Origin of the sequence: Peterkaempfera bronchialis (genome assembly GCF_003258605.2) — a bacterium.
In the GTDB taxonomy this organism is placed as follows: Bacteria; Actinomycetota; Actinomycetes; order Streptomycetales; family Streptomycetaceae; genus Peterkaempfera; species Peterkaempfera bronchialis.
In genome coordinates, this window is sequence record NZ_CP031264.1 from 5,574,656 (window position 1) to 5,599,481 (window position 24,826).

At 73.0% G+C, this 24,826-nt stretch carries 9 protein-coding genes and 1 pseudogene; 4 read left to right on the plus strand and 6 right to left on the minus strand.

Annotated features, from left to right (window positions below):
* The 5 genes and pseudogenes from C7M71_RS24575 to C7M71_RS24595 form a co-directional block, all read right to left on the minus strand.
* Entirely contained in the window at positions 1-3,384 is a 3,384-nt protein-coding gene (locus C7M71_RS24575; protein ID WP_111489498.1) for a non-ribosomal peptide synthetase, read from the minus strand.
* Positions 3,381-7,580 (minus strand): non-ribosomal peptide synthetase, encoded by a 4,200-nt coding sequence (locus tag C7M71_RS24580; RefSeq protein WP_111489497.1) that lies wholly within the window; start codon positions 7,578-7,580, stop codon positions 3,381-3,383. The genes C7M71_RS24575 and C7M71_RS24580 overlap by 4 nt, the downstream gene beginning before the upstream one ends.
* A 103-nt stretch (positions 7,581-7,683) precedes the next feature.
* A pseudogene (locus C7M71_RS24585) lies at positions 7,684-13,074 on the minus strand (type I polyketide synthase); the annotation flags it as partial.
* A gap of 95 nt (positions 13,075-13,169) precedes the next feature.
* Positions 13,170-16,487, minus strand: coding sequence for a type I polyketide synthase (locus tag C7M71_RS24590; protein WP_111489495.1), 3,318 nt, complete (start codon positions 16,485-16,487; stop codon positions 13,170-13,172).
* Positions 16,488-16,520: 33 nt separating this feature from the next.
* Positions 16,521-18,545, minus strand: coding sequence for a BTAD domain-containing putative transcriptional regulator (locus C7M71_RS24595; RefSeq protein WP_229758889.1), 2,025 nt, complete (start codon positions 18,543-18,545; stop codon positions 16,521-16,523).
* A gap of 273 nt (positions 18,546-18,818) precedes the next feature.
* On the opposite strand from C7M71_RS24595, the gene C7M71_RS24600 reads away from it, so the two are divergent.
* Positions 18,819-19,634, plus strand: coding sequence for a helix-turn-helix transcriptional regulator (locus C7M71_RS24600; RefSeq protein WP_111489493.1), 816 nt, complete (start codon positions 18,819-18,821; stop codon positions 19,632-19,634).
* 257 nt (positions 19,635-19,891) lie between these two features.
* Positions 19,892-21,145 (plus strand): FAD-dependent oxidoreductase, encoded by a 1,254-nt coding sequence (locus tag C7M71_RS24605; protein ID WP_229758890.1) that lies wholly within the window; start codon positions 19,892-19,894, stop codon positions 21,143-21,145.
* Between the two features lie 73 nt (positions 21,146-21,218).
* Here C7M71_RS24605 and C7M71_RS24610 read toward each other — a convergent pair whose 3' ends face one another.
* Positions 21,219-22,766 carry an MFS transporter gene (locus tag C7M71_RS24610; RefSeq protein WP_111489491.1) on the minus strand — a complete coding sequence of 516 codons (1,548 nt, stop codon included), beginning with the start codon at positions 22,764-22,766 and terminating at the stop codon, positions 21,219-21,221.
* Between the two features lie 205 nt (positions 22,767-22,971).
* Between C7M71_RS24610 and C7M71_RS24615 the strand changes: the two genes are divergently transcribed.
* Together C7M71_RS24615 and C7M71_RS24620 are read left to right on the plus strand one after the other, a co-directional pair.
* Positions 22,972-23,385: a nuclear transport factor 2 family protein gene (locus C7M71_RS24615; RefSeq protein ID WP_162824350.1), complete on the plus strand. Its 414-nt coding sequence runs from the start codon at positions 22,972-22,974 to the stop codon at positions 23,383-23,385.
* A 148-nt stretch (positions 23,386-23,533) separates the two neighbouring features.
* Positions 23,534-24,802, plus strand: coding sequence for an NAD(P)/FAD-dependent oxidoreductase (locus C7M71_RS24620; RefSeq protein ID WP_111489489.1), 1,269 nt, complete (start codon positions 23,534-23,536; stop codon positions 24,800-24,802).
* Positions 24,803-24,826 lie beyond the last annotated feature (24 nt).

Here is a 24,826-nt window from a genome sequence, read left to right on the forward strand (position 1 = left end):
TCAGTGCCCCGTCCGACTGCTCAGCGCCTCCGCCAGCTCGGCGATGGTGGGGTGGTCGAAGAGCATCTCCAGGTCCTCCTCCGCCTCCTGCTCGATCCCCAGCTCCTGGCGGACCCGGGTGAGGATGCGCACCGCGTGCAGGGAATCGCCCCCGAGCTCAAAGAAGTTGTCGTGCACGCCGAAGTCGGCGTGGCCCAGGGCGTCGGCCCACATCTCCAGCAGCCGGTGCTCCATCTCGTCGCGCGGGGCGGTCTGCTGCTCGGGTGCGGCGTCGGCCCAGGGCTCGGGCAGCGCGCTGCGGTCCACCTTGCCGTTGGCGGTCAGCGGTACCCGGTCGATGAACAGGATCTGGTGCGGCACCAGGTAGCCGGGCAGCACCTCCTCCAGCGCCTTGCGCAGCCCGGCGGCATCCTCCGCGCCGCGCGCCGGGACCGCCGCAGGGTCGTCCGGCAGCACATGGGCGACCAGCTGCCGGCGGCCGGTGCGGGGGTTGGCCACCACCGAGGCCAGTGCCTCCGCGATGCCCGGGCGGCCGCGCAGCGCCGCCTCGATCTCGCCCAACTCGATGCGGTAGCCGTTGAGTTTGACCTGGAAGTCCTGGCGGCCCAGGAACTCGATGTCGCCGCCGGGCAGATACCGGCCGAGGTCCCCGGTGCGGTACAGCCGCTCCCGGGTCTCCGGGTGGACGACGAACCGCTCGGCGGTCCGCACCGGGTCCGCCCAGTAGCCGCGTGCCACCCCGGCGCCGCCGATGAGGATCTCCCCGGTCGCCCAGACCGGGCAGGGCCGCAGCCGCTCGTCGTACACCTGGAGGGTCTGGTTGGCCAGGGGCTTGCCATAAGGGATGCGGGCCCACTCCGAGGGGACCTCGCCGATCGGGAAGCAGACCGACCAGATGGACGCCTCGGTGGCGCCGCCCAGGCTGACCACCCGGGCCCGGGGGTGGCGGGCCCGGACCGCATCCGGCAGCGGCACCGGGATCCAGTCACCGCTGAGCAGCGCCAGGCGCAGTGTCGACGGCACGTCGGCAGACGGGGTGTGGGCGTCCGTCCAGGCTTGCATCAGGGCCGGTACCGAGTTCCACACGGTGACGCCGTGCCGCTCCACCAGATCGGTCCAGTGTGCCGGGTCGTGGACCCCGGCGGGCGACGGCAGGACCACCGAGCCGCCCGCCGCCAGCACGCCGAAGATGTCGTAGACCGACAGGTCGAAGCTGAGCGCGGAGAGTGCCAGCACGCGGTCGGCGGGGCCCACGCCGAAGCGCCGGTTGACGTCCTGGATCGTGTTGGCGGCGCCCCGGTGGTCGATCATGACGCCCTTGGGGCGGCCGGTGGAGCCGGAGGTGAAGATCACATAGGCCAGGTCGTCGGGCGACGGGGCGGTCTCCAGAGGCCCGGAGTCGGCCTCCCGGACCTCGGGGTCGGCCAGCGTGGCCAGGTGTATGCCGTCGGGCCAGGCGAGTTCATCGGCCAGCCGCGGGGACGTGACCACCGTCCGCACCCGCCCCTCCGCCAGCAGCAGCGTCCGCCGTGCCTCCGGCCAGCTCGGATCGATGGGCAGATACGCCGCCCCCGACCCGGCGACGCCGAGCACGGCGGCCACCTGCTCGTACCCCTTGTCCAGCACGACGCCCACCAGCGCGCCCGGCTCGGCGCCGAGCGCGCCGAGCCGGCGGGCGAGGCGGCGCGCGTCGTCCACGACCTGCCGGTAGCCGAACTCCCCGGCGTCGGTGATCACCGCGACGGCATCCGGACAGCTGAGGGCGCGGGACTCGACCAGCTCCCACAGGGTGCGGGCCGGGAGGTCGGCCGCCGTGTCATTGGCGCGGTCCCGTTCCGCCGCCTGCCACTGCGGCAGGCGGCGGGGCCCGGTGTCGTCCCAGGCGCCGGGGTCTCGGGCGAGCCGTTCCAGCGCCTCGCCGAAGGACGCGAACATGTCGTCTAGCAGGCGCTCGGGGAACAGCTTCTCGACGGCGTCCCAGTTGAACACCAGCTCGCCGCGCTCCTCGGTCACCTGGTGGTCCAGCCACACCTGCGGGGTCTGGCTTACCTGGTGGACGAGGTCGCCGAAGAAGCCCGGACCGTCCGAGCGGTCCTCGTCCTCCGAGGCGGGGATCATGCTGGTGAAGACGACCGGCATGCTCGCGCCCGGGCCGCCGCCCTCCCTCCGGGACCGCTCGCGCATCACCCGGACGCCGTTGAACTCCGCGTGTTCCAGATCCCGCAGCAACTGCCGCTGCAATGTCTCCGCGCGGACCGCGAACGCGGCGTCCGGATCCTCCTGGGCCGCCAGCAGCGTCACCGAGGTGAAGTCGCCGATGAGCCGGTCCATCTGCGGATGGGTGCGCGGCCGGTTCAGCAGGGTCAGATTGACCGTGAGCCCGCGCTGTTGCGACCACCGCCGCAGCACCTCGACATACGCGGTCATCAGCACCACCGACGGCGTCAGCCCGCGCCGGCGGGCCTCGCTCTTCACCGCCTGCCAGCGCTCCCGGGCCAGTCGGCCACTGCGGTGGGTGAACTCGGGTCGGCCGTCCAGTCGGCTCGGCTGGACGGCCAGCGGCAGGGCGGGCGCCGGCGGCAGCTCGGCCAGCCGCGTCAGCCAGTACTCCTCGGCCTTCCGGTAGCGGGCGGAGTCCCGTGCCGCCTCCTCGGTGGCCACATGGTCGCGGAAGGACAGCTCCAGCGGCTCCGGTGCCCACTCCGGGTCCTCGTAGAACCGCCGCCAGTCCTCGAACAGCACATACATGCTGAAGCCGTCCATGATCAGGATGTCCAGCCCGACGTGCAGCCGGACCAGCCCGCCGTCCAGTAGCGAGACCCGGACGTCGAACAGCGGCCAGCGGTCCGCCGGCATGACCTGGTGGTCCATCTCCCGGCGGGTGCGGAGCAGGCGCTCCCGCAGCGCCTCCGGCGCCAGCCCGCGCAGGTCGTCCACCGGGATCACATACGGTGCCACCTCGGCGAGCACCCGCTGCCGACCGTCCGGCAGCACGATCGCCCGGAGCATGTCGTGGCGCTCGACCACCTTCCGCAGGCTCTGCTGGAGCCGCTCCGGGTCGAGCCCCCCGCGCTCGCGCTCGAAGTACACATGCGTCGAGACACCGCCGAGCTCCATGGCCGACCGGCGGCCCACCCAGTAGGCGTGCTGGATGTCGGTCAGCGGGAACGGCTCATGCCGCAGCTCGGGCCGGGGCACCGGCGCGGGCCTGCCCTCGGATCCGACACCGCTGAGGACGGCGATGAGGTCGTCGCGCCGCGCCCGCAGTTCGTCGCGCAGCGTCGGGGTGAGCGTCCCGGCCGGGGCCAGTACGTCCAGGCGGCCCTCGACAAGCCGCAACTTGATGCCGCGTTGGTGGAGTTCGACAAGCAGGTCCTGAGTCATCGCGGAGCGTCCTCCTCCGGGTGTCGGTCGATCGCGGCGGAGACGGCGGCGACCAGCGGGCTGGTGAGCAGGGTGTGGTGGGTGCCCGGGACGGACGCGGTGGCGGTCCGCCCCGTGGTGAGCGCGGCCCAGCCCCAGTCGGGGGCGGCGGCGCACGGGTGGTCGGCGAACTCGCCGACCTGGCCGTCCCGCGCCCGGACGACGGTGATGTCCGCGGCCAGCCCGGCGGCCCGGTGGCTGTTGCAGGCCCGGACCACCCCCCGGAAGACCGCCAGCGCATCCGCCAGGTCCGCCGCGTCCAGGCCGCCCGCAGCCCCGGCGGCCTGGTGCAGCAGCGGAGGCGCGAGGCGCGCGAAGGTGCCCTCGGGCAGCGCCGCGAGCCGTTCCCGCAGCAGGTCGGCCGCAGCGGAGCGCGGGTCGAAGCCGATGTCCAGGTCCTCCAGGAACCAGAGCGCCAGCTGCGCCTCGTCCACCTCCCGGGGCTCGACCGGGGCGGGCGCGTCGATCACCACCAGGCGCTCGACCTTCTCGCCGAGCGCCTCCAGGCGGTGCGCGATCCCGGCGGCGATGACCGCACCCGAGGACCAGCCGCCCAGCCGGTACGGCCCGGACGGCTGGACCCTGCGCAGCTCCCGCGTATACAGGGCCGTCAGGTCGTCCATGGTCTCCAGCGGCGACCCGCCGGCCGCGCCGGGAGCCTGGAAGGCGTGGAACGGACGGCCCAGCGACTCGGCGAGCGCCCGATAGCACAGCACATTGCCGCCGGCGGGGTGGACGAAGAACCAGGGGTCGGCGTCCCCGTCCCGCAGTCGCACCAGCGGCGACCAGTCGGCCCGGGTCTCCAGCCACTCCGCCAGCCCGGCGACGGTGCGCCGCTCCAGCAGGGTGCCCAGCGGCACCTGGTGGCCCAGCCGCCGGGCGATCTGCGCGGTGACGCGCAGCGCCGTGAAGGACTGCCCGCCCAGCGCGAAGAAGTCGTCGTGCACCCCGATCGGCCCGGAGCCCAGCACCGCCTCCCAGATCTCCGCCAGTGCCTTCTCGGCGGGCGTCCGGGGCGCGGTCCGCTCGCGCTGCCCGCCCGGCCCGGCCGGCTCCAGGGCCTCCAGCGCCCTGCGGTCCAGCTTGCCGTTGGCGGTGAGCGGCAGCCGCTCCAGCACGGTGAGATGACTGGGCACCATATAGGCGGGCAGCCGTTCGCCCAGGGCGGCCAGCACGGTGGCGGCAGACGGCGGCTCGACGCCCTCGGCGGCGGTGGCGAAGGCCGCCAGCTGCTTGCCGGAGTCCGTGGTGCGCGCCACCACGGCGGCCTGCCCGATGTGCGGCAGCTCCGCCAGGGCGTGCTCCACCTCGCCGGGTTCCACCCGAAAGCCCTGGATCTTCACCTGGAAGTCCGCGCGGCCGAGGAACTCGATCTCCCCGCCGGGCAGATAGCGCCCCAGGTCTCCGGTGCGGTACAGCCGCTCGCCGGTGCGCGGGTGGGTGGTGAAAGCGGCTGCGGTCCTGTCCGGGTCGCCGAGGTAGCCGAGGGCGAGCCCGGCCCCGCCGATGTACAGCTGCCCGGCCACCCAGGTGGGCAGGTCGCGGCCGAGTTCGTCCAGGATGTACCAGCTCTGGCCGGCCAGCGGCTTGCCGTACGGGATGCTCGTCCAGCCGGGGTCGGTCTTCCCGACCGGGTGGCAGATCGACCAGATCGACGCCTCGGTGGCGCCGCCGAGGCTGACCACCTGGGCGTTCGGGGCGATCCCGCGGATCCGGTCCGGCAGGCCGACCGGGATCCAGTCGCCGCTCAGCAGCACCGTACGCAGTGAGGGGCACTCCAGCCCGGCCGCCTCCGCCTCCTCGACGAAGAGCTGCATGATCGCCGGCACGGAGTTCCACACCGTGACGCCGTGGCGGCGCACCGCCGCGACCCAGGCGGCGGGGTCGGCCTCGCCCCGCTCCGGCAGGACCAGGGTGGCGCCCGCCTGGAGCGCGCCGAAGATGTCGTAGACGGACAGGTCGAAGCAGAGCGAGGAGATGCCGAACAGGACGTCGTCCCCGGTGATCCCGAAGCGCCGGTTGACCTCGGCGATGGTGTTGAGCGGGCCCCGGTGGTCCAGCATCGCGCCCTTGGGGCGGCCGGTGGAGCCCGAGGTGTAGATGACGTACGCCAGGTCCTCCGGCGCGCGTGCCGCCGGGGCCGGGGCCGGGGCGGGCTCGGCCACGGTGACCCCGTCCACGGTGACCCCGTCCACGGTGACCCCGTCCACGGTGACGACGGGTGCCTGGGTCAGGCCGGTGAGCCGCTCCCGCAGCCCCTCGACGGTGACCACGGCGGTGGCCGAGGTGTCGGACAGCACATACCGGATGCGGTCCTCCGGCCAGGCCGGGTCCAGCGGCACATAGGCCGCCCCGGCGGTGAGCACGCCATGGACCGCGGTGATCTGCTCCGGGCCCTTGGACAGCACCAGGGCGACCAGGTCGCCGGGCCGTGTCCCCTGGGCGTGCAGCGTCTCGGCGAGGCGGGCGGCGCGGCGGTGCAGCTCGCGGTAGCCGACCGTGGCGCCGTCGGCGACCACGGCCGGCCGGTCGGGGCGCTCGGCGGCGTGCCGCTCCAGCGGGGTGTGCAGAAGTCCGCCGGGGAGCGGCGGAGAGGTCCGGTTGATCCGGGCGCGCTGCTCCCGCTGGGTGGCGGGCAGCAGCTCGAACGCCTTGGTCTCCCAGGCCGCGTCGCTTTCGGCGAGCTCTGTGACGACCGTGCGGTAGCCCTGCTCCATGGCGTCGATCAGGCCCTCGGGGAACATGTCCTCGATGACGTCCCAGACCACCCACAGACTGCCGTCCCGCAAGTCCCAGAACTCGCAGTCGATCAGCGTCTGCGGGGTCTCCAACTGGCTGTGCACCGGCCGCTCCTGCTGCCCCACGAAGAGCGCGCTGCCGATCGCGAACGGGCAGACCGCCCGGCCGGGGGTACGGCGGGCCTGGTTGAGCTTCTGGAGGACCTTGACCCCGCTCCAGTACAGGTGCTCCACGTCGGACAGCATCCGGGCCTGAAGCCGGCGGACCCGGGCCTGGAACGGCTCGTCGGGCCGCCAGTCGACCTCCAGCGGGTAGAGCGAGGCGAAGTTCCCCAGCACGTCGGGCAGTTGCGGGTGGAGCGGCAGCCGGTGGGTGATCATGTTGTTCAGCAGGAAGTGGCGCGACCCGCTCCAGTAGGAGAGCACCTCGGCCTGTACGGCGGAGAGCACATTGGTGGTCGTCAGGTTCCGCGCGGCGGCGCGGTCCCGCAGCGCCGTCCACACCGGCGCCGGGAAGAGCATCTCGCGGCGCTCCAGCCGGGAACGCCGCCGAGGGTCAGCGCCGGCCGCCAGCGGGACGGGGGGCGCCTCCGGCCAGTCGGCGATCCGGTCGGTCCAGTACGCCCGCGACGCCTGGCCCAGTGGCGACTCCTCCAGCTCGGCCAGGGCCAGCACGCAGTCCCGGAAGCTGATCTCCAGCGCGGGCGGCGACCAGTGCGGGTCGCGGTAGCGGAGCAGCACCCGGTCGAGGAAGCGCAGGGTCGCCGGTGCGTCGCTGAAGATGTTGTTGTTGTTGAAGTGGAGTCGGCTGCGCCCCCCGGGGAGCAGGCTGAGCCGCAGGTCGACCCAGGGCCAGCGGTCGTGTACCGGCTCGGTGCGGACGATGGCGTCGCGCATCCGCGCCATCGCACGCTCCGCGTCGGCCAGCGGCAGTCCGCGCAGGTCGTACACGCGCAGCTCGGCCGGCGCCGGGTCGCGCACCGTCTCCAGCCGCATGTCGTCGCGGACCACGACCAGGTTGTGCCGCTGGTGGTGCAGCTCCTCGTTGAGGGCCTGCTCCAGGCGCCGGGGGTCGGTCTCGCCGAGCTCGTATTCGAAGTACTGGTGCGGGCGCACGTAGTACTCGAACCCCTCCCGGCTGCCGATCAGAAACGACGCCTGGAGGTCGGAGGGCGGGAAGGGCTCGAACAGCCGGTCAGGATCGGGGGTGATCACGGGCAGCGCGGTGTCCTGCGGCCGGTCGGTCCGCAGCTTCGCCAGCCACTCGACCAGCTCCGGCTTGTGCCGGCCGATCCGAGCCCGGAGGTCGTCGGACAGCCGGCCACGGTGCGCGGTCACCTCGATCCGGCCGTCGCCGATCAGCTTCAGCTTGATGCCGTCCCGCGCCAGCTCGTCCAGCAGGGACGGGATCGTTGTCATGCCACTCTCAGGCACAGCGGTCTCTCCTTGTCCACCGTTTGCCGGTCCACCGTCTGCCGGCGGCTCCGTCCTCGGGGTGCCGGGGCCCGCCCGACTCGGGAGCTCACAGGGTCAGCACCTCGATCTCGTCCGCGTCGACCGCGTCGTCGTCCGTGGCCAGGACGCTCAGCGCGGTGAGGTGGCGGCAGACCAGCCCGACGATCTCCGCCGCGGTGCCGCCGCCGAAGAGGAAGTCCGTGGCCACGTCGGCCGAGTAGTCGGCGAGCAGGCGGTTGCGCAGCTGAATGGTCGTCAGTGAGTCGAAGCCGAGTTCATTGAGCCGCCGCTGCCCGAACGTCGGGCGCAACTCGTCCCGCTCCGAGGCCGTCATGCCCAGCAGCAGCGCCACCCGGTCCAGGAGTTCGCCGAAGACGGTCTCCCTGGCGGAGTCGGGGTCGTCCGCCATCAGCCGTGCCAGCGTCTCGGCGTGCCGTGGGTCGTCCTGTTCCACGGCGGCCGGGTCGGCGGGAGCGAGGTCGGCGAGCAGGGTGTACGGCCGGCGGCGCGGGGAGGCGCCGAGGAAGCGGGACCAGTCCACCTCCACCACGCCGACGTGCGGCGCGTCGGCGGCGGGGATCCGGGCGAGGGTCTCCAGGGCCCGGTCCGTCGGCAGCGGGGTGATGCCCGCTGCCGCGTACCGGACGGCGATCTCGTCCTGCGCCGCCATGCCCACCTGGGCCCATGGGCCCCAGTTGATGCTCAGCGCGGGCTGCCCGTGGTGGCGCCGGTACCCGGCCAGGGCGTCCAGGAACGCATTGCCGACCACATATCCGGCCTGCCCGGCGGCTCCGAGGACCGAGGCGATCGAGGAGTAGAGGAGGAAGAAGTCGAGACCCGTGGTGCGCTGGTGCAGATGCCAGGCGCCACGCACCTTGGGGTCCATGATGCGGCCGAGTTCGGCCCCGTCCTGCTCCTCCAGGATCACCTCGGAGTTCAGCCCGGCCGCGTGCACGACGCCGCGCAGTGGCGGCAACTCGCGCTCCGCGTACGCCAGCAGGGCGTCGACGTCGGCGGGGTCGGCCAGATCGGCCCGGCGCAGCTCGACCCGGACCCCGGCCGCCCGCAGCGCCGCCACGGCGGGCGGCTCGGCGGCGGGGACCGTACGGCCGGCCAGCAGCAGCGAGCGGGCGCCGCGCTCCGCCAGCCAGTCGGCGGTCACCAGGCCGAGGGCGCCCAAGCCGCCGGTGATCAGATAGGTGGCGTCGGGGCGGACCGGGACCGGGTCGCCGCCGGATGCCGTCTGCTCGCGCAGCCGGGCCTCGTACCACTGCCCGTCGCGCACCGCGAGGTGGCCCGAGCCGCCCAGCGCCTCGGCCCTGCCCAGCACCTCGTCCGGGGACGGCGCGGGCGCGGCGGGGTCGAGGTCGATCTGTACGCAGGTGACGTCCGGGTACTCGGCAAGGACGGCTCTGACCAGGCCGGTGAGGGCCGCCTGCCGGGGGTCGGGGGCGTCCTGCGCCGGGCGGGGTGCGGTGGCCCCGGTGGTGCAGACGACGATCTGCGGCCGCCGGGCGGCATGGGCCGTCAGGAAGTCCCGCAGGAGGTCCAGATGGGTGCGGGCGAGCCGGTAGACGGTGTCGAGGACGTCGTCCGCCTCGTCCGCGCCGGGGCCGATGTGCAGCAGCAGTCCTCGGACCGCGTCCCCGGCCCGCAGCGCGGCTGCGTCCTTGACGATGGCCGCCGACGTGCCGAGCGCGGTCAGCCGGCGCTGCCAGTCGCCGGCGACAGCCGGGTCCTCGCCGTGCACCAGCCAGCTGCCCTGCGGGGCGGGCCGAGCGTCCCCGCCGGAGCCGCCCCCGAGCGGTCGCCAGGCGATCTCGTAGCGGCGCGGCCCCTCGCCGGCCAGGGCGGACAGCGCGGCCCGGGTCACGGAGCGGAACCGCAGCCCCTCCAGGTCGGCCAGCCGTTCCCCGGAGTCCGCCAGCAGGTCCAGGTCCATGGCCACCTCGCCCGCGTGCGCGGTGCTCCACCGGCGGACGTGGCACCAGACGCGGCCCGGCAGCCGGCCGTGGACGGTGAGCCGGTCCAGCCCGACGGGCACCCAGGCCCGGTCGTCCTGCCCGGCGAGCGCGCCGACCGTCTGGAAGCAGGCATCGAGCACCACCGGGTGCAGCAGATAGGCGTCGCCGTCCTGCTCGGCCTGCGCCACCTCGACAAGGGCCAGCGCCTCACCGTCGCCGCGCCACAGCCGGGTGATCCCGTGGAAGGCGGGCCCGTAGTCCAGACCGGTGCGGGCGAAGCGCTCATACAGCGCCCCGGCGTCCTGCTCGGGCAGCCGGGCGCGGACGGTGGCGGGATCGGTCGGGGCGGGGCGCGTGGTGGCAGGGGTCGCGGCGGCGGTCGCGGTGACGTTCTCGGTCCACCGCTGCTCGGGCCCGTCCGGGCGGCTGAAGCACCGCACCCGCCAGGACCCTTCGTGCAGCTCCACGGCCGTCTGTACGCCCACCGGCCGGTCGGCGGCCAAGGGCAGGAAGGTGTGGAAGGCGACGTCCGCCAGCGACCACGCCGCCCCATCGCTGTCGCCGTCTCCGGCCGCCGACCGTGCTGCGGCCAGCGTCCATTCGAGCATGGCGCTGCCGGGCAGCACGGGCGTACCGGCCAGCCGGTGCTCGCCCAGGAACCAGGGCCGGTCGGGGGTCAGGGTGTGGGCGTACCGGCGTTCGGCGGCGCCGGCCAGGTCGAACGCCGCACCCAGCAGCGGGTGCTCCACCGCTGCGGCGGTCGGGCCGCCCGGCACGGCGGCCCGGGCAGCGGGCGGTTCCAGCCAGTGGCGACGCCGCTGGAAGGGGTAGGTGGGGAGGTCGACCTGCCGGGCATCGGAGCCGAACAGGGCCGTGGGCCAGACGACGGTCGCGCCTGCGGTGTGCACCCGCGCCAGGGCGGTCAGCAGCGTGGACGGCTCCGGCCGGGTGCGGTGCAGCGCGGAGACCAGGGCGGCGGGCCCCTCCACGCTCTCCTGGGCGAGGGCGGCCAGAGTGGTGTCCGGGCCCAGCTCCAGCCAGCAGGTGACGCCCTCCGCAGCCAGCCGGCGTACCCCGTCCATGAACCGCACCGGGTGCCGCAGCTGCTCGGCCCAGTAGTCCGGCGAGGCCAACTGCTCGGCGGTGGCAGGCCGTCCGGTGAGGTTGGAGACGATCGGGATCCGGGCCGGCCGGAAGGTGACCGCGCGTGCGGCGGCCCGGAACTCCTCCAGGATGCCGTCCATATGCGGGGAGTGGAACGCGTGGCTGACCCGCAGCGGGGTGGTCTTACGGCCATTCGCCTCGCACCGCGCGGCGACCAGGGCGACCCCCTCGGCGCTCCCTGAGACGACCACGGAGGTGGGGGAGTTGACGGCGGCGACAGCGACCTCCGGGACACCGGCGACCCAGGCGCGGACCTCGTCCTCGGTGGCCCGCACCGACACCATGGCGCCGCCGGACGGAGCGGCCTGCATCAGGCGGGCCCGTGCGGCAACCAGGGCGCAGGCGTCGGGAAGTGAGAGCACGTCGGCCGCGTGCGCCGCGCTCAGCTCGCCCACCGAGTGGCCGAGGAGCCGGTCCGGGACCACACCGAAGGAGGTGACCAGCCGGTAAAGGGCCGTCTCCAGCGCGAAGAGCGCGGGCTGTGCCCACCCGGTCTCCCGCAGCAGCTCGGCCTCCGGTGTCCCCGGGGCGGCGAACGCGATCTCCCGCAGCGGGCGGTCGAGATGGGGGTCGAGATGGGACCAGATCTCCTGCGTCGCCTCGGCGAAGACCGGGAAGGCATCGAAGAGTTCGCGGCCCATGCCAGGGCGCTGCGTTCCCTGGCCGGCGAAGAGGAACGCCACCAGGCCGGGCAGCGCGCCGCCTTGGACCAGACCTGCCGCCTGCTCGCCATGGGCCAGCGCCGCCAGCCCGGCCAGCAGGCCGTCCTGGGAGGAGCCGATCACCACGGCGCGGTGCTCGAAGGCCGTCCGCCCGGTGGCCAGCGTGAGGCCGATGTCGGCCGGGTCCGCCGCGCCGTCGGCGGCCACCGCTTGGTGCAGCTGTGCGGCCTGGGCGCGCAGCGCCTGCTCGCTCGCGGCGGACAGCGGCCATGGGATGAGGCCCGCGCCACCGAGCGGCCGATGGGCGGCGGGCCGAGAGGCTGCGGGCTCCTGGGCTGGGGGCTCCTGGGCGGCGGACTCCCGGGCTGGGGGCTCCTCGGCTGCGGGCGGCTGCTCAAGCACCACATGGGCGTTGGTGCCGCTGATGCCGAAGGAGGAGACGGCGGCTCGGCGCGGGCGGTCCCGCTCCGGCCAGGGGGTTGCCCGGGTGAGCAGGGCGACGCCGCCCTGGTCCCAGTCGACGTGCGGGGTGGGGCGGTCGGTGTGCAGGGTCCGGGGGAGCAGCCCATGGCGCATCGCCATGACCATCTTGATGACACCGGCGAGGCCGGCGGCGGCCTGGGTGTGGCCGATGTTGGACTTGATCGAGCCGAGCAGCAGCGGGCTCCCGGCGGGCCGGTCCCTGCCGTACGCGGAGAGGATCGCCTGGGCCTCGATGGGGTCGCCCTGGGCGGTGCCGGTGCCATGGGCCTCCACCGCGTCGATGTCGGCGGGGGTGAGCCGGGCGTTCTCCAGCGCCAGCCGGATGACCCTCTCCTGGGACAGGCCGTTGGGCGTGGTCAGGCCGTTGCTGGCGCCGTCCTGGTTGATCGCGGAGCCGGTGATCAGGGCGAGTACCGGGTGGCCGTTGCGCCGCGCGTCGGAGAGGCGCTCCACGAGCAGGACCCCGCAGCCCTCACTCCAACCGGTGCCGTCGGCCGCCGCGGCGAAGGGCTTGCAGCGGCCGTCGGGGGCCAGGCCCCGCTGCCGGCTGAACTCCAGGAACATGCCGGGGGTGGGCATGACGCAGGCGCCGCCGGCCAGCGCCAGGTCGCACTCGCCCTGCCGCAGCGCCTGGCAGGCGAGGTGGAGCGCGACCAGCGAGGAGGAGCAGGCCGTGTCGACGGTGACGGCCGGTCCGCGCAGGCCGAGGGTGTAGGCGATCCGGCCGGAGGCGACGCTGGTGGAGCAACCGGTGAGCAGATAGCCCGCGGACTCCTTCGACGCCTCCTCGAAGGCGCCGCCGTAGTGGTCGTGGGACAGCCCGGTGAAGACCCCCGTGGTGCTGCCGTGGAGGGTGGTCGGGTCGATGCCTGCGCGCTCGACCGCCTCCCAGGACGTCTCCAGCAGCAGGCGCTGCTGGGGGTCCATGGCTGTGGCCTCGCGGGGCGAGATCCCGAAGAACGGGGCGTCGAACCCGGCGGCGTCGTCCAGGAAGCCGCCGTTCCGGGTGTAGGTCCGGCCGGGTCGGCCGGGCTCCGGGTCGTACAGCGCGTCGATGTCCCAGCCTCGGTCGGAGGGGAAGTCGGAGATGGCGTCCCTCTCGTCCGCCACCAGCTTCCACAGCCGCTCCGGGGAGTCGATCCCGCCGGGGTAGCGGCAGCCGATGCCGATGACGGCCATGGGCTCCCGGGAGCGCTCCTCGATCCCCCGCAGCCGCTGCTCGGCCTGGTAGAGGTCGACCGTGGCCTTCTTCAGATACTGGGTGAGCCGCTCTACGTTCGTCACAATGGGCCCCTGTTGTCGATGAGATCGAAGATCTCTTCGGGTGTGGCCGACAGGATCGTCCGGGTGAGATCACCGTTCGGCTGCCGCTGCGGCCGGTGCACGTGGTCCACCCGGTCAAGGAGGTGCCGCAGCCGCACCGCGACCGCGTCGCGGGTCTCGCCGTCGTCCAGGGAGGCCGCTGCGAGAGCCGCCTCCAGCCGGTCCAGCTCGGCGAGGACCGCAGGGGGCCGTGCCGGTCCGTCACCGCACAGCAGGTCGCGGAGATGGGCGGCCAGCACGGCCGGTGTCGGGTGGTTGAAGACGAGTGAGGTCGGCAGCCGCAGCCCGGTGGCGGCGCCCAGCCGGTTGCGCAGTTCCACGATGGCCGGTGAGTCGAAGCCCATCTCCTTGAAGGGCCGCCGTACCTCGACGGACTCGGCCGTGCGGCCCACGACGACGGCCGCCTCGGTGCGCACCGTCTCCAGCAGCAGGCGGTACTGCTCCGCCTCGGGCTCCATGGCGAGGCGTTGTGCCAGGGACCCGCCGTCCGGTTGTGCCGTGGCGGCCACCGGGGGGACGGCGGGGCCGCGCGGCACCACGGTCGGCGTGACGGCGGCGGGGCCGCCCGGCGTGAGGTCCAGCCAGTGGCGCTCGCGCTGGAAGGCGTAGGTGGGCAGCGGGACGGGCCGGGCACCGGTGTCCGCGAACACCGCGGCCCAGTCGACGGCGGCGCCGTGGACGTGGACCTGCGCCAGGGAGGTCACAAACCGCTGCCGGCTGCCGTCGCCGCGCCGCAGGGTGCCGGTGGCGAAGGCGGCACCGCCGGGACTGTCCGCGTCGGCGGGACTGTCCGCGCCGCCGGGGCCGAGGGCGGACTCGAAGATGTCCTGGAGGCTGCCGGTGAGCACCGGGTGCGGGCTCACCTCGACGAACGACCGGTGGCCGGCGGCCAGCAGGGCGCGGACGGTGGGCTCGAAGCGCACGGTCTGCCGCAGGTTCCGGTACCAGTAGTCGGCGTCCAGGCAGGCGGTGTCCACCGGTCCGCCGGTCACCGTCGAGTAGAACGGGATGTCCGACGTACGCGGGGCGATCCCGGCCAGCGAGGCGAGCAGCGGTTCGCGGATGGCCTCGACCTGGGCCGAGTGGGAGGCGTAGTCGACGGCCACCCGACGCGCGTCGACGCCCTCGGTGGCGAACGCCGCCAGCAGCTCGTCCAGGGCGTCGGCGTCGCCGGAGACGACCGTGGCGGCGGGGCCGTTGACCACCGCGACCTCCAGCCGGCCGCCCCAGGCCGCCAGCCGGTCCGCCAATGCGTCGGCGCGAAGCGGCACCGAGGCCATGCCGCCCCGCCCGGACAGCGCCCTGACCGCCCGGCTGCGCAGCGCGACCAGGCGGGCGGCGTCCTCCAGCGAGAGGGCGCCCGCGACATGGGCTGCGGCGATCTCGCCCTGTGAGTGTCCGGCGACCGCCTCCGGCCGCACACCCGCCGAACCCCAGAGCGCGGCGAGCGACACCATCACCGCGAAGAGCACCGGCTGCACCACGTCCACGCGGTCCAGCGGGGACGGGCCCGCGCTGCCGCCGCCGCGCAGCACATCCGTCAGCGACCAGTCGGTGTAAGGGGCGAGGGCCTTCTCGCAGGCGGACAGGGTGTCGGCGAAGACCGGGTGGCTGCCGGCGAGTTCGACGGCCATGCCCGCCCACTGGGATCCCTGGCCGGGGAAGAGGAAGACCGTCCCGCCCGGGTTTGCGACGCCTTCCACCAGGTGTGCCGCCGAGGCTCCGGCGGCCAGGGCCGCCAGGCCGGGGAGGAAGTCCTCCCGTCGCTCCCCGACGACCGCCGCCCGGTGCTCGAAGGCGGTACGGGTGGTCGCCAGCGCCAGCCCGGTGTCGGCCGGGTCGAGGTCGGGGTGGTCCTCGATGTACCGGTGCAGCCGCTCGGCCTGGGCACGCAGGGCCGTCGCGCTCCGGCCGGACAACAGCCACGGCACGGCGCCGCCGGTGCGCTGCCGTCCCCGCCCGGTCGGCCCCGGCACCGGTGCTTCCGCCACCACCACATGGCAGTTGGTGCCGCCCAGGCCGAAGGAGCTGACCCCGGCGAGCCGTGGTCGGTCCGGCTGCGGCCATGGCTCCGGCTGCCGGGGGACCCGCAGATTGAGCGCGTCCAGAGGGATCTCCGGGTTGGGGGTCGCGAAGTTGAGGCTGGGCGGCAGTCGGCCGTGCTCCACGCTGAGGACGGTCTTGAGCAGGCCGACGATGCCGGCGCCGCCCTCCAGGTGCCCCACGTTGGTCTTGGCCGAGCCCACCGCCAGGGGGGAGTCGGGGGCTCTGGCGGTGCCGACGGCGGCGCCGAGGGCGGCTGCCTCGATCGGGTCGCCGACCCTGGTCCCGGTACCGTGCAGTTCGACGTACTGGAGGTCGGCCGGGGCGACACCGGCCTGCCGGCAGGCCTCGCGCAGGACGTCCTGCTGGGCCTGGGCGTCGGGAACGGTGAGCCCTTCGGCAGCGCCGTCGTTGTTGATGGCGCTGCCCCGGATGACGCAGTGGATCCGGTCCCCGTCGGCGAGCGCACGGGCCAGCGGTTTGAGCAGGACGGCGCCGCCGCCCTCGCCCCGGACGTAGCCGTTGGCGCGGGCGTCGAAGGTGTGGCATCGGCCGTCCGGTGACAGGCCGCCGAACCGGGCGACCCGCAGCGTGCTCTCGGCCAGCAGGTTGAGGTGGACGCCGCCGGCCAGCGCCAGCGTGGACTCGCCGCGCCGCAGGCTCTCGCAGGCGAGGTGCACGGCGACCAGGGATGACGACTGACCGGAGTCCACCGTGAGGCTGGGCCCGCGCAGCCCGAGGTGGTACGAGACGCGGTTGGCGATCATGCTTCGCTGGGTCCCCGCCAGGGTGTGCCGGGTGAGCGAGGCGGGGGCGTGACGGTAGGTCAGTGCGGCGTAGTCGTCCAGGATCGCGCCGATGAACACCCCGGTGCGGGACCCTTCAAGCGTGCCCGGGACGATGCCCGACTCCTCCACGGCCTCCCAGGCGAGTTCCAGCGCGAGCCGCTGCTGCGGGTCCGCTGCGGCGGCCTCGCGGGGGGAGATGCCGAAGAAGTCCGCGTCGAACAGGTCGATGGCGTCGAGGAATCCGCCGAGACGTATGCCCCCGTCGTCGGGGGAGGTATTCTCCCAGCGCCCGGCGGGCGCCTCGGTGATGGCGCTCCTGCCGTGGAGAAGGAGTTTCCAGAACATTTCCGGAGTGGTCGCGCCGGGGAGTCGGCAGGCTATTCCCACGACGGCTAAGGCATCATCCTGATCGGATCCGGCCGTGCACTCAGTGTAGCTGCGCATGGATGCGCTCCCCCGTGCCATGACCCTGCGGTCTCATTCGAACAGGTGGCCGACGGGTGAAAGTCTGCATGAGCTTTCCGGCGGCTGCATCTCCGATATTGCTCCGTCGAGCGGCTCCGCCGGCAGCATCCGGGCCAGTGCCGCCGTGCGGTCCTCCAGCGGCTCCTCGTCCGCGCACTCGGCCGCGTACAGCCTGATCAGACTGTGCAGCCGATACGAGTCCCGGCCCACGTCCTCCAGCAGGTGATGGTCGGCCAGCACCTCAAGCTGCCGGGCCGCCCAGGCCGGGCTCTTCCCGGACAGCACCGCCGCCACGGGTACGGTGACCCGGGTGCCGGCGTACAGCCCCAGCAGCCGGAAGAGGTGTGCCGCGTCGGCCGGCAGCAGGCGCAGCGAGGCGGCGAAGGCAATCCGCAGGCTCGCCGCCACATCCCCCTCCACGGCGAACCGGTCCAGCCGGTTGTGCTCGGCGGCATGGTCGTCGACCAGCTCGTCCAGCGACAGGCGGGGCTTGGCCACCATCCCCTCGGCGGCGATCCGGAGCGCCAGCGGCAGACAGCCGCACAGCTGCGCGAGCCGCACCGCCGAGTCCTGCCGGCCCGTCAGCCGTGGCTCGCCGATCAGATAGGTGAGCAGCTCCAGCGCGTCGTCCTGCGGGAGCGGCGCGAGCCCGATCCGGTACGCGCCGTCCCGGGCCGCCAGCCCGTACTGCCGGCGCCGACTGGTGATCAGCACCCCGGCCGGGCCGCGCGGGAGCAGCGGTCGCACCTGCTCGGCGTCGAGGGCGTCGTCCAGCACCAGCAGCACCCGCCTGCCGTGCAGCAGGCTGCGGTACAGCGAGGTCCGCCCGGTCAGGTCGTCCGGCATCCGGGCGTCGGGGACGCCCAGGCTGCGCAGCACCTGGGCCAGGGCGGCCCGCGCGCTCAGCGGCTGCTGCTCGGGGCTGGTACCGCGCAGGTCCACGAAGAGCTGGCCGTCCGGGTAGTCCTCCGACAGCCGATGGGCCAGCCGCAGCGCCAGCGCGGTCTTGCCGACCCCCGCCCCGCCCTCCACCACCGCGAGCGCGGCGGGGGTGCCGGGCCTGGCGTGCTCCTGGGTGACGAAGTTGCGCAGCCGGGCCAGCTCCTCGCCGCGCCCGGTGAAGCCGCGTGCGTCGGGCGGCAGTTGGGCCGGCCGGGGGGCGGGGGCCAGCGCCGGCACGGCGTGCCCGTCGCGCCGGGGCCCGGTGAGGGCGCTCCCGGTGAGGGAGCTTCCGCTGAGGGTGTTGCCGGTGAGGGTGCCGCCGCTGAGGGAGGCAGCGCCCTCGGACGGGGGTCTCCGAGGATCGAGGTCGGGGTGCCCGCCGAGGATCTGCTCATGCAGGCGGCGTAACTCAAAGCCCGGTTCGAGGCCGAGTTCGTCGTGGAGCAGCTGCCGGGTCTCCCGGTACAGGCCGAGTGCGTGGGCGCGTCGTCCGCAGCGGTACAGCGCCAGCATCAGCAGCCACCGCAGGCGTTCGCGCAGCGGCTCCCGGGTGACCAGGTCGGACAGGACCGCGACGGTCTCGGTGTGCCGGGCCACCGCCAGCATGGTGTCCGCCCACTCCTCGATGGCGGTCAGCCGCAGCTCCCGCAGCCGGGTGCGCTCCAGATCCGCGAACGGGCCGGGGACGTTGGCGTACGCCTCGCCGTGCCACAGGGCCAGCGCCGCCTCGTAGACCTGGCCGGCGCGCTCCGGGTGTCCGTCCGCCCGCAGCCGCCTGGCCTCGGTGTGCTGCCGGGTGAAGCGCTCGGCGTCCACCGCCTCCGGGTCCATGCACAGGGCGTAGCCGCCACCGGCCGACACCAGCACTCCGCCGGACTCGCGGGGGCCGCGGTCCGGCTCCAGCGCCCGGCGCAGCCCGGCCACATAGGTGTGGATCCCGTTGACGGCCGTCTGCGGGGCGGCATCTCCCCACACCGCGTCGACCATCCGTTCCAGGCTCACCACATGGTTCACCCGGCTGGCCAGCACGCCCAGGGCGGCGCGCTGCTTCGGCGGGCCCAGCACCACCTCCTCGTCCCGGCTCCAAATGCGCAACGGACCCAAGAGTTCAAGCCGCATCATTCCCCCGAAACTGCCGACGACGAATGCATCCCGAGTCATTTCGGATCGGTGCCTGTCACCTGGTGAGCCGCCCCTGGCAACATCAGCAAGGCTGCGGCGTGCGCGAATCGGTGTCATCGCCCAGATTGCTCACCTCGCCGACAGGAGGAAGATCCCGAGCCCGTCGGCGTCCTCCGGATCGCGCTCGGTGGTGTCCACCGCGCCGCCCTTCGTGGCGGTGCACCACCTTGACGGCAAGGTGGTGCTGTGCTTGCATACGTCGTTATCCGGGTGGATGCGGGCAGCGTTGGCGCGGTACGGGGGCTTCTGGTGCGATCCGAGATTGAACGTGTCGTTTTTCGTATACGCGAGGCTTACGGCGAGAATCTGACCCTCGCCGATCTCAGTCAGATGGCCCGGCTGAGCCCCTGCTATATGGCCCGGCTCTTCCATCAGGAGACCGGATTACCGCCGGCGGCGTTTCTGATGGCCGTTCGGATGGAAGAGGCGCGGCGGTTGCTGCTGCATACGCAGGCGAGCGTCGCGGACATCTCGGTCGGGGTGGGATACACCAGTATCGGGGCGTTCACCACCCGTTTCACCAAGACGATCGGGGTATCCCCGGGCCGCTACCGGCGGTTGGCCTCGCTCGGCTCGGAGGCGGTGAACTTCGTCTACGGCGGCAATGACGTCTCGTATGCATACGGCTCGATCCAGGGGCGGACCAGGCGGTTCGACGGGATGACGGACGAGACCGTCTTCGTGGCGGCGTTCCCGGCGACCGCCAGCGGGGCCGCCATCGTGTCGCGCTCCCGTTCGGCGCGCTGCCGAAGAGTGGAACGGGTCGGCGAATCCTGGCGTATCGCCCATGTGCCGGAAGGGCGCTGGTTCGTCCAGGCGGTGTCACGCAGTGACGGTGCCGGAGGTCGCTGCATGGTGGTGGGGACGGCCGGTCCGCTGCTGGTCACCCCCGGCGCGACCGTCCGGGTCGACCTGCTGCTCGGCCCGGCCGCCGGGCAGCGGTACATCGACGAGGCACGCGTCCTGGTCGGCGCCGCGCTGCCCGACCTCTTCCGCGACTGACACCGCTTCACCCACCTGGCCCGAATCACCCCGGCTTTCCGGCCCACCTGCTGCGACGGTGCGCCTTGAGCAACCCGGGAGATGACACCCCCCGCGCCGCGCGACCAGACTCGGCGGCGGTGCCGCGAATTCCCGTGGTGCCACAGGGATTTCCTGAGGAGGAGTCCATGCGCGAGGTCGGCGGACATGCGGTGGTCATCGGGGGCTCGATGGGAGGGCTTGCGGCAGCGCGTGTGCTGGCCGGCAGATTCGGCCGTGTGACCGTCATCGACCGGGACGCGTTTCCGCAGGATGTACAGGACCGCCGCGGGGTTCCGCAGGGCGGCCATGCGCATGCGTTGCTGATCAGCGGCCGGATGACACTGGAGGAGCTCTTCCCTGGTCTCACCCATGAGCTGATCGCGGGCGGGGCGGTGCCTTTTGACCCCGGCTCGGACCTGCTGTTCCATCAAATGGGCGCCCACCGGACCCGCTTTTCGAGCGGCAAATTGGGGATCAGCCTCACCCGGGCATTCCTGGAGCACACGGTGCGGTCCAGGGTGGCCGCGCTGCCGAATGTGGAGATCCGCCAGCGGCTCTCGGTCTGCGGGCTGACCGGGGTCACCGGACGAGTGACCGGGGTGGAACTGGACGGCGGGGAGTCGCTCGCCGCCGACCTGGTGGTGGACGCCACCGGCCGCAGCGGCGGACGGACGGACCGCTGGTTGGAACAGCTCGGCTGCCCAGCCCCGGAGGTCACCACCGTCAAGATCGACGTCGGTTACAGCACCCGGCTGCTGCGCCGCCCACCGGGGGACCGGCTGCGCGACGGCGGCCTGCTGTATCTGATGGCCACCGTCCCGCCGCACGACAAGCGGGCCGCCGCCGTCTTCGCGGTGGAGGGCGGCCGGTGGATGGTCACCCTCGGCGGCTGGCACCGGGCCCATGCGCCGGTGGACCCCAAGGGCTTCGCCGAGTTCGCCGCGGCGCTGCCGGCCCCGCACATCGGGGAGCTGCTGGAGCGCTCCGAGGTGGTGGACGACGGGGAGGCCCGCCGGTTCACCTACCCCCAGGCCCGCCGGCGGTACTTCGAGAAGCTGCCGAAGTACCCCTCGGGCTATGCGGCACTGGGCGACGCCATCTGCAGCTTCAATCCGCTGTACGGGCAGGGGATGACGGTCGGCACGCTGGAGGCCGTGGAGCTCGGCCGCTGCCTGGACCGGTTCGGGAACACATCGCCGGCCATGGTCGGCGCCTACTACCAGCGGGCCGCCAGGGTGATCGCCACGCCGTGGCAGATGGCCACCGGCGGCGACTTCATGTACCCGGAGACCGTCGGCCCCCGGCCGCCCGGCAGCGCGCTGCTCAACCGCTATGTCCGCCAGGTCATGCTGGCCACCCATGTCTCGGTGCCCGCGCACCGGGTGATGCTCGATATGCAGCACCTGCTGGCCCGGCCGAGCGCGCTGATGCGGCCCGGCACCATCGTGCGGTCCCTGCTGGCGGCCCGCCGGTCGCCGGCCTGCCGCTGACGGTCGGCAGCGCAAAGCGGCTCCCCACCCTGTCGGGGCGGGGAGCCGCTTGTCGGCGGTTCCGGTGGTCCGGTCAGTGCGGGGGAGTACCGCCGCTGCCGCTCAGCGCGGCCAGGTCACTCCTGCGCACCTTGACGACGAAGACGGCCGTCAGCAGAGCCACCAGGATGATGGCGGTACCCGCGAGGTACGCCGTCGAGACGCCGTGGGTCAGCACGGTGTCCCCCCACGGTGCGGGGAGCAGATGGGTCCTGGCGAACTCGGCATGCTGCTCCGGGCTGGCGTCGGCCATGAAGGAGGGCAGTTGGTGCCGGGCCTCGTGCCGGCTCGCCGTGCCGAAGACGGTCACCAGGATGGACAGGCCCAGCGCACCGCCGACCTGCTGGGTGGCGTTGAGCAGCCCGGACGCGGCGCCGACCTGCTTCTCGGCGATGCCCGACACGGCGGTGAGGGTCAGCGTGACGAAGGTCAGCCCCAGCCCCAGGCCGAAGAGCATCATCGGCCCCATCACGGCGCTCACATAGCCGCTGTCCGGTTGGATCCGCGTGAACCACACCATCGCGCCCGTGGTGATCGCGGTGCCGGCGATCAGGAACGGCTTGGGGCCGAAGCGGGGGAGCAGGGACTGCGCCAGGCCGGCCGCGAGCAGGATCGTCACGGTGACCGGGAGGAACCCGAAGCCGGACCGGATGGCGCTGTAGCCCAGCACGTTCTGCACATACAGGACGAGGAAGAAGAACATGCCCAGCAGTGAGGCGCCCAGGCCCAGCATGATGACATAGCTGCCCGACCGGTTGCGGTCGGCGAAGAGCGTCAGCGGCGTGATCGGCTCCGGTGCCCGCCGCTCCACCACGACAAAGGCGGTGAGCAGCACCACCGCCGCGGTGAACGCGCCGACGGTGCCGCCGTCCCCCCAGCCCTCCTCGGAGGCCCGGATGAAGCCGTAGACCAGGGACGCCATGCCGAGCGTCGAGGTCAGCGCCCCGGGGATGTCGAAGCGGCTGGGCTGCCGGGCCGACTCGTCCAGGTAGAGCGGTGCCAGCAGTGCGATGGCCAGGCCGATCGGCAGGTTGATGAAGAACACCCAGCGCCAGTTGAGCCACTGGGTGAGCATGCCGCCGGCCAGCAGGCCGATCGCCCCTCCGCCACCCGACACCGCCGCGTAGATGCCGAGCGCCCGGGTGCGCTGGGGGCCCTCCGGGAAGGTCGTGGTGATCAGCGCCAGCGCGGTCGGCGAGGCGATGGCCCCGCCGATGCCCTGGAGTGCGCGGGCGGTCAGCAGCTGCCAGGGCTCCTGGGCGAGCCCTGCGGCGAGCGAGGCGACGGTGAAGAGCAGGATGCCGGTGACGAAGACCCGCCGGCGGCCCAGCACGTCACCGGCCCGGCCGCCGAGCAGCAGCAGCCCGCCGAAGGTGAGGGCGTAGGCGTTGACCACCCAGGACAGGCCCGAGGTCGAGAAGCCGAGAGCCGTCTGGATGTGCGGGTTGGCGATGTTCACGATGGTGGAGTCGAGCACCACCATCAGCTGGCAGGCCACGATGACGGCGAGTGCGATCCCGGGTCGCCCGACCCGGCGGGCGACTCCCGGAGGCCGCTGAGCAGTGAGCTGGTGGGACGTCACAGGGGGTTCTCCTGTCCGCGTGCGGAGCGCGATGTTTATCGAGTCTCACACTAGAGTCTCGCTATAGTCAATCACCTTCAGGAGGGCTCCGAGCCCGATCCTTTGAGCAACCCGGGAGATGACGCCCGGCGCCGGGCCGCCCCAGACTCGGCACCGGTGCCGCGCCTCGCTGCGGCGCCCCATCGATCTCCTGGGAGGAAGACAGATGTCGGAGCAGACTGCCGCGGTGATGGAGCGGCTCTACGACGGGCTGGCGCGGGCGGACATCAAGGCGGTCCTCGCGGAGTTCGACCCCGAGGCCGAGATCGTCACGCCCGAGTCGCTGCCCTGGTCCACCGGGCACTACACCGGACTCCAGGGCGCCACGGCCTACTTCGCCGGGGCCCTCGACTACCTGGAGGAGACCCGGTTCGACGTCGACGAGGTGCGCACCGCCGGTGAGTGGGCGGCCGTCATCGGGTTCTGGTACGGGCGGTTCAAGGACGGCGGCGGCGAGTTCAATGTGCGCTTTGTGCACTTCTGGACGCTGCGCGGCGGCAGGGTCGTCAAGGGCGAGGGCATCTCGGACACCGACGGCATCGTCGCCGCCTTCGAGTCCCGGACCGCGGCCGCCGGCTAGGCACCAGACCCCGGAGTCCGTCTCCAGAAGCCATGCAGAAGGTCTCCACAACACTCCCGGAGACTGTTCGAAGCGCACCGCAGGGATGTCGAACCGCGCGCCGCGAGGCGCGGTGCGCGGCCCCATCCGACAAGGGGAAGGTCTACGCATGCCCACTCTCTTCGGGGTACCTGAAGAATTCGATGTCATCGTCATCGGCGGCGGACCGGCCGGGGCGACCACCGCCGGGCTCCTCGCCAAGCGTGGTCACCAGGTGCTGGTGCTCGACAAGGAGCGGTTCCCCCGCTACCACGTCGGCGAGTCGCTGATCCCCGCGTTCATGCGCCCCATGGAGGAATTGGGGATCACCGAGCGCATGGACGCCCGAGGGTTCGAGCGCAAGTACGGCGGCACACTCGTCTGGGGCAACAAGCAGGTGCCCTGGAACTTCTCCTTCATCGAGGGCGGCGCGTACGAGTACGCGTACCACACCCGCCGTGCCGACATGGACTCGATGATCCTCGACCGTGCGCGGGAACTCGGCGCGTACATCATCGAGGACGCGACGGTCAAGGAGCCCATCGAGGAGAACGGCCGCGTCACCGGCGTCCGCTACACGCTGCGCGGCGTCGACGGCTCCTATGAGGCCCGCGCCAAGCTGGTGGTGGACGCCTCCGGCCAGTCGCGGCTGCTCAGCCGCCGCTACTCCGAGGTCACCTGGCACGAGGAGCTGCGGAACGTCGCGGTCTGGACGTACTTCGACAACTGCGAACGGCTCGACGGCGATGAGTACACCAACATCCTCATCGAGGGTCTCGACAACGGCTGGTTCTGGGCGATCCCGATCGACAAGGGCACCATCAGCGTCGGCTATGTGACCCGCTCCTCGCACGTCGGCAAGGACGGCGAGTCGCTCCAGGAGCTGTTCGCCTCAGAGGTGGAGCGGTCCACCAAGCTCAAGAAGATGCTGGCCGGCGCCAACCAGGCGGCCGGCTGGCGGACCGCCCGCGACTGGTCGTACACCAGCGAGCGCTTCCACGGCGACGGCTGGGTGTGCGTGGGCGACTCGGCCGCCTTCGTCGACCCGCTCTTCTCCACCGGCGTGGCGCTGGCCACCCTGGCGGGCAGCGTGCTGTCGAAGATCATCGACCAGGTCATGGCGCACCCGGGGATCGAGCAGGAGGCCCTCACGCGCTACGCGACCGCGTACCGAGGGTTCTTCGACGAGATCCGCTCCTTTGTCGAGCGGTTCTACGACCGCACCAAGTACAAGGAGTTCTACTACAGCCTCGCGCAGGAGATGGTCGACCCCGAGCACGAGCGCGAGCCCTCCGGGGACTTTGTGCAGCTGATCTCGGGGCTGAGCGGAAAGCACCCGATGCTCAACCTGCACCTCGACGACCTCATCGCCGACGCGGCCGTCCCCGCGCAGGCATGACGGCGACGGCCCCCACGAGAAGGT

Bases quoted from the DNA above. Each gene is read 5' to 3' on its own strand.
- C7M71_RS24575 (WP_111489498.1), bottom strand. From the start codon at position 3,384: ATGACTCAGGACCTGCTTGTCGAACTCCACCAACGCGGCATCAAGTTG.
- C7M71_RS24580 (WP_111489497.1), bottom strand. From the start codon at position 7,580: ATGACAACGATCCCGTCCCTGCTGGACGAGCTGGCGCGGGACGGCATC.
- C7M71_RS24590 (WP_111489495.1), bottom strand. From the start codon at position 16,487: ATGCGCAGCTACACTGAGTGCACGGCCGGATCCGATCAGGATGATGCC.
- C7M71_RS24615 (WP_162824350.1), top strand. From the start codon at position 22,972: ATGTCGGAGCAGACTGCCGCGGTGATGGAGCGGCTCTACGACGGGCTG.
- C7M71_RS24620 (WP_111489489.1), top strand. From the start codon at position 23,534: ATGCCCACTCTCTTCGGGGTACCTGAAGAATTCGATGTCATCGTCATC.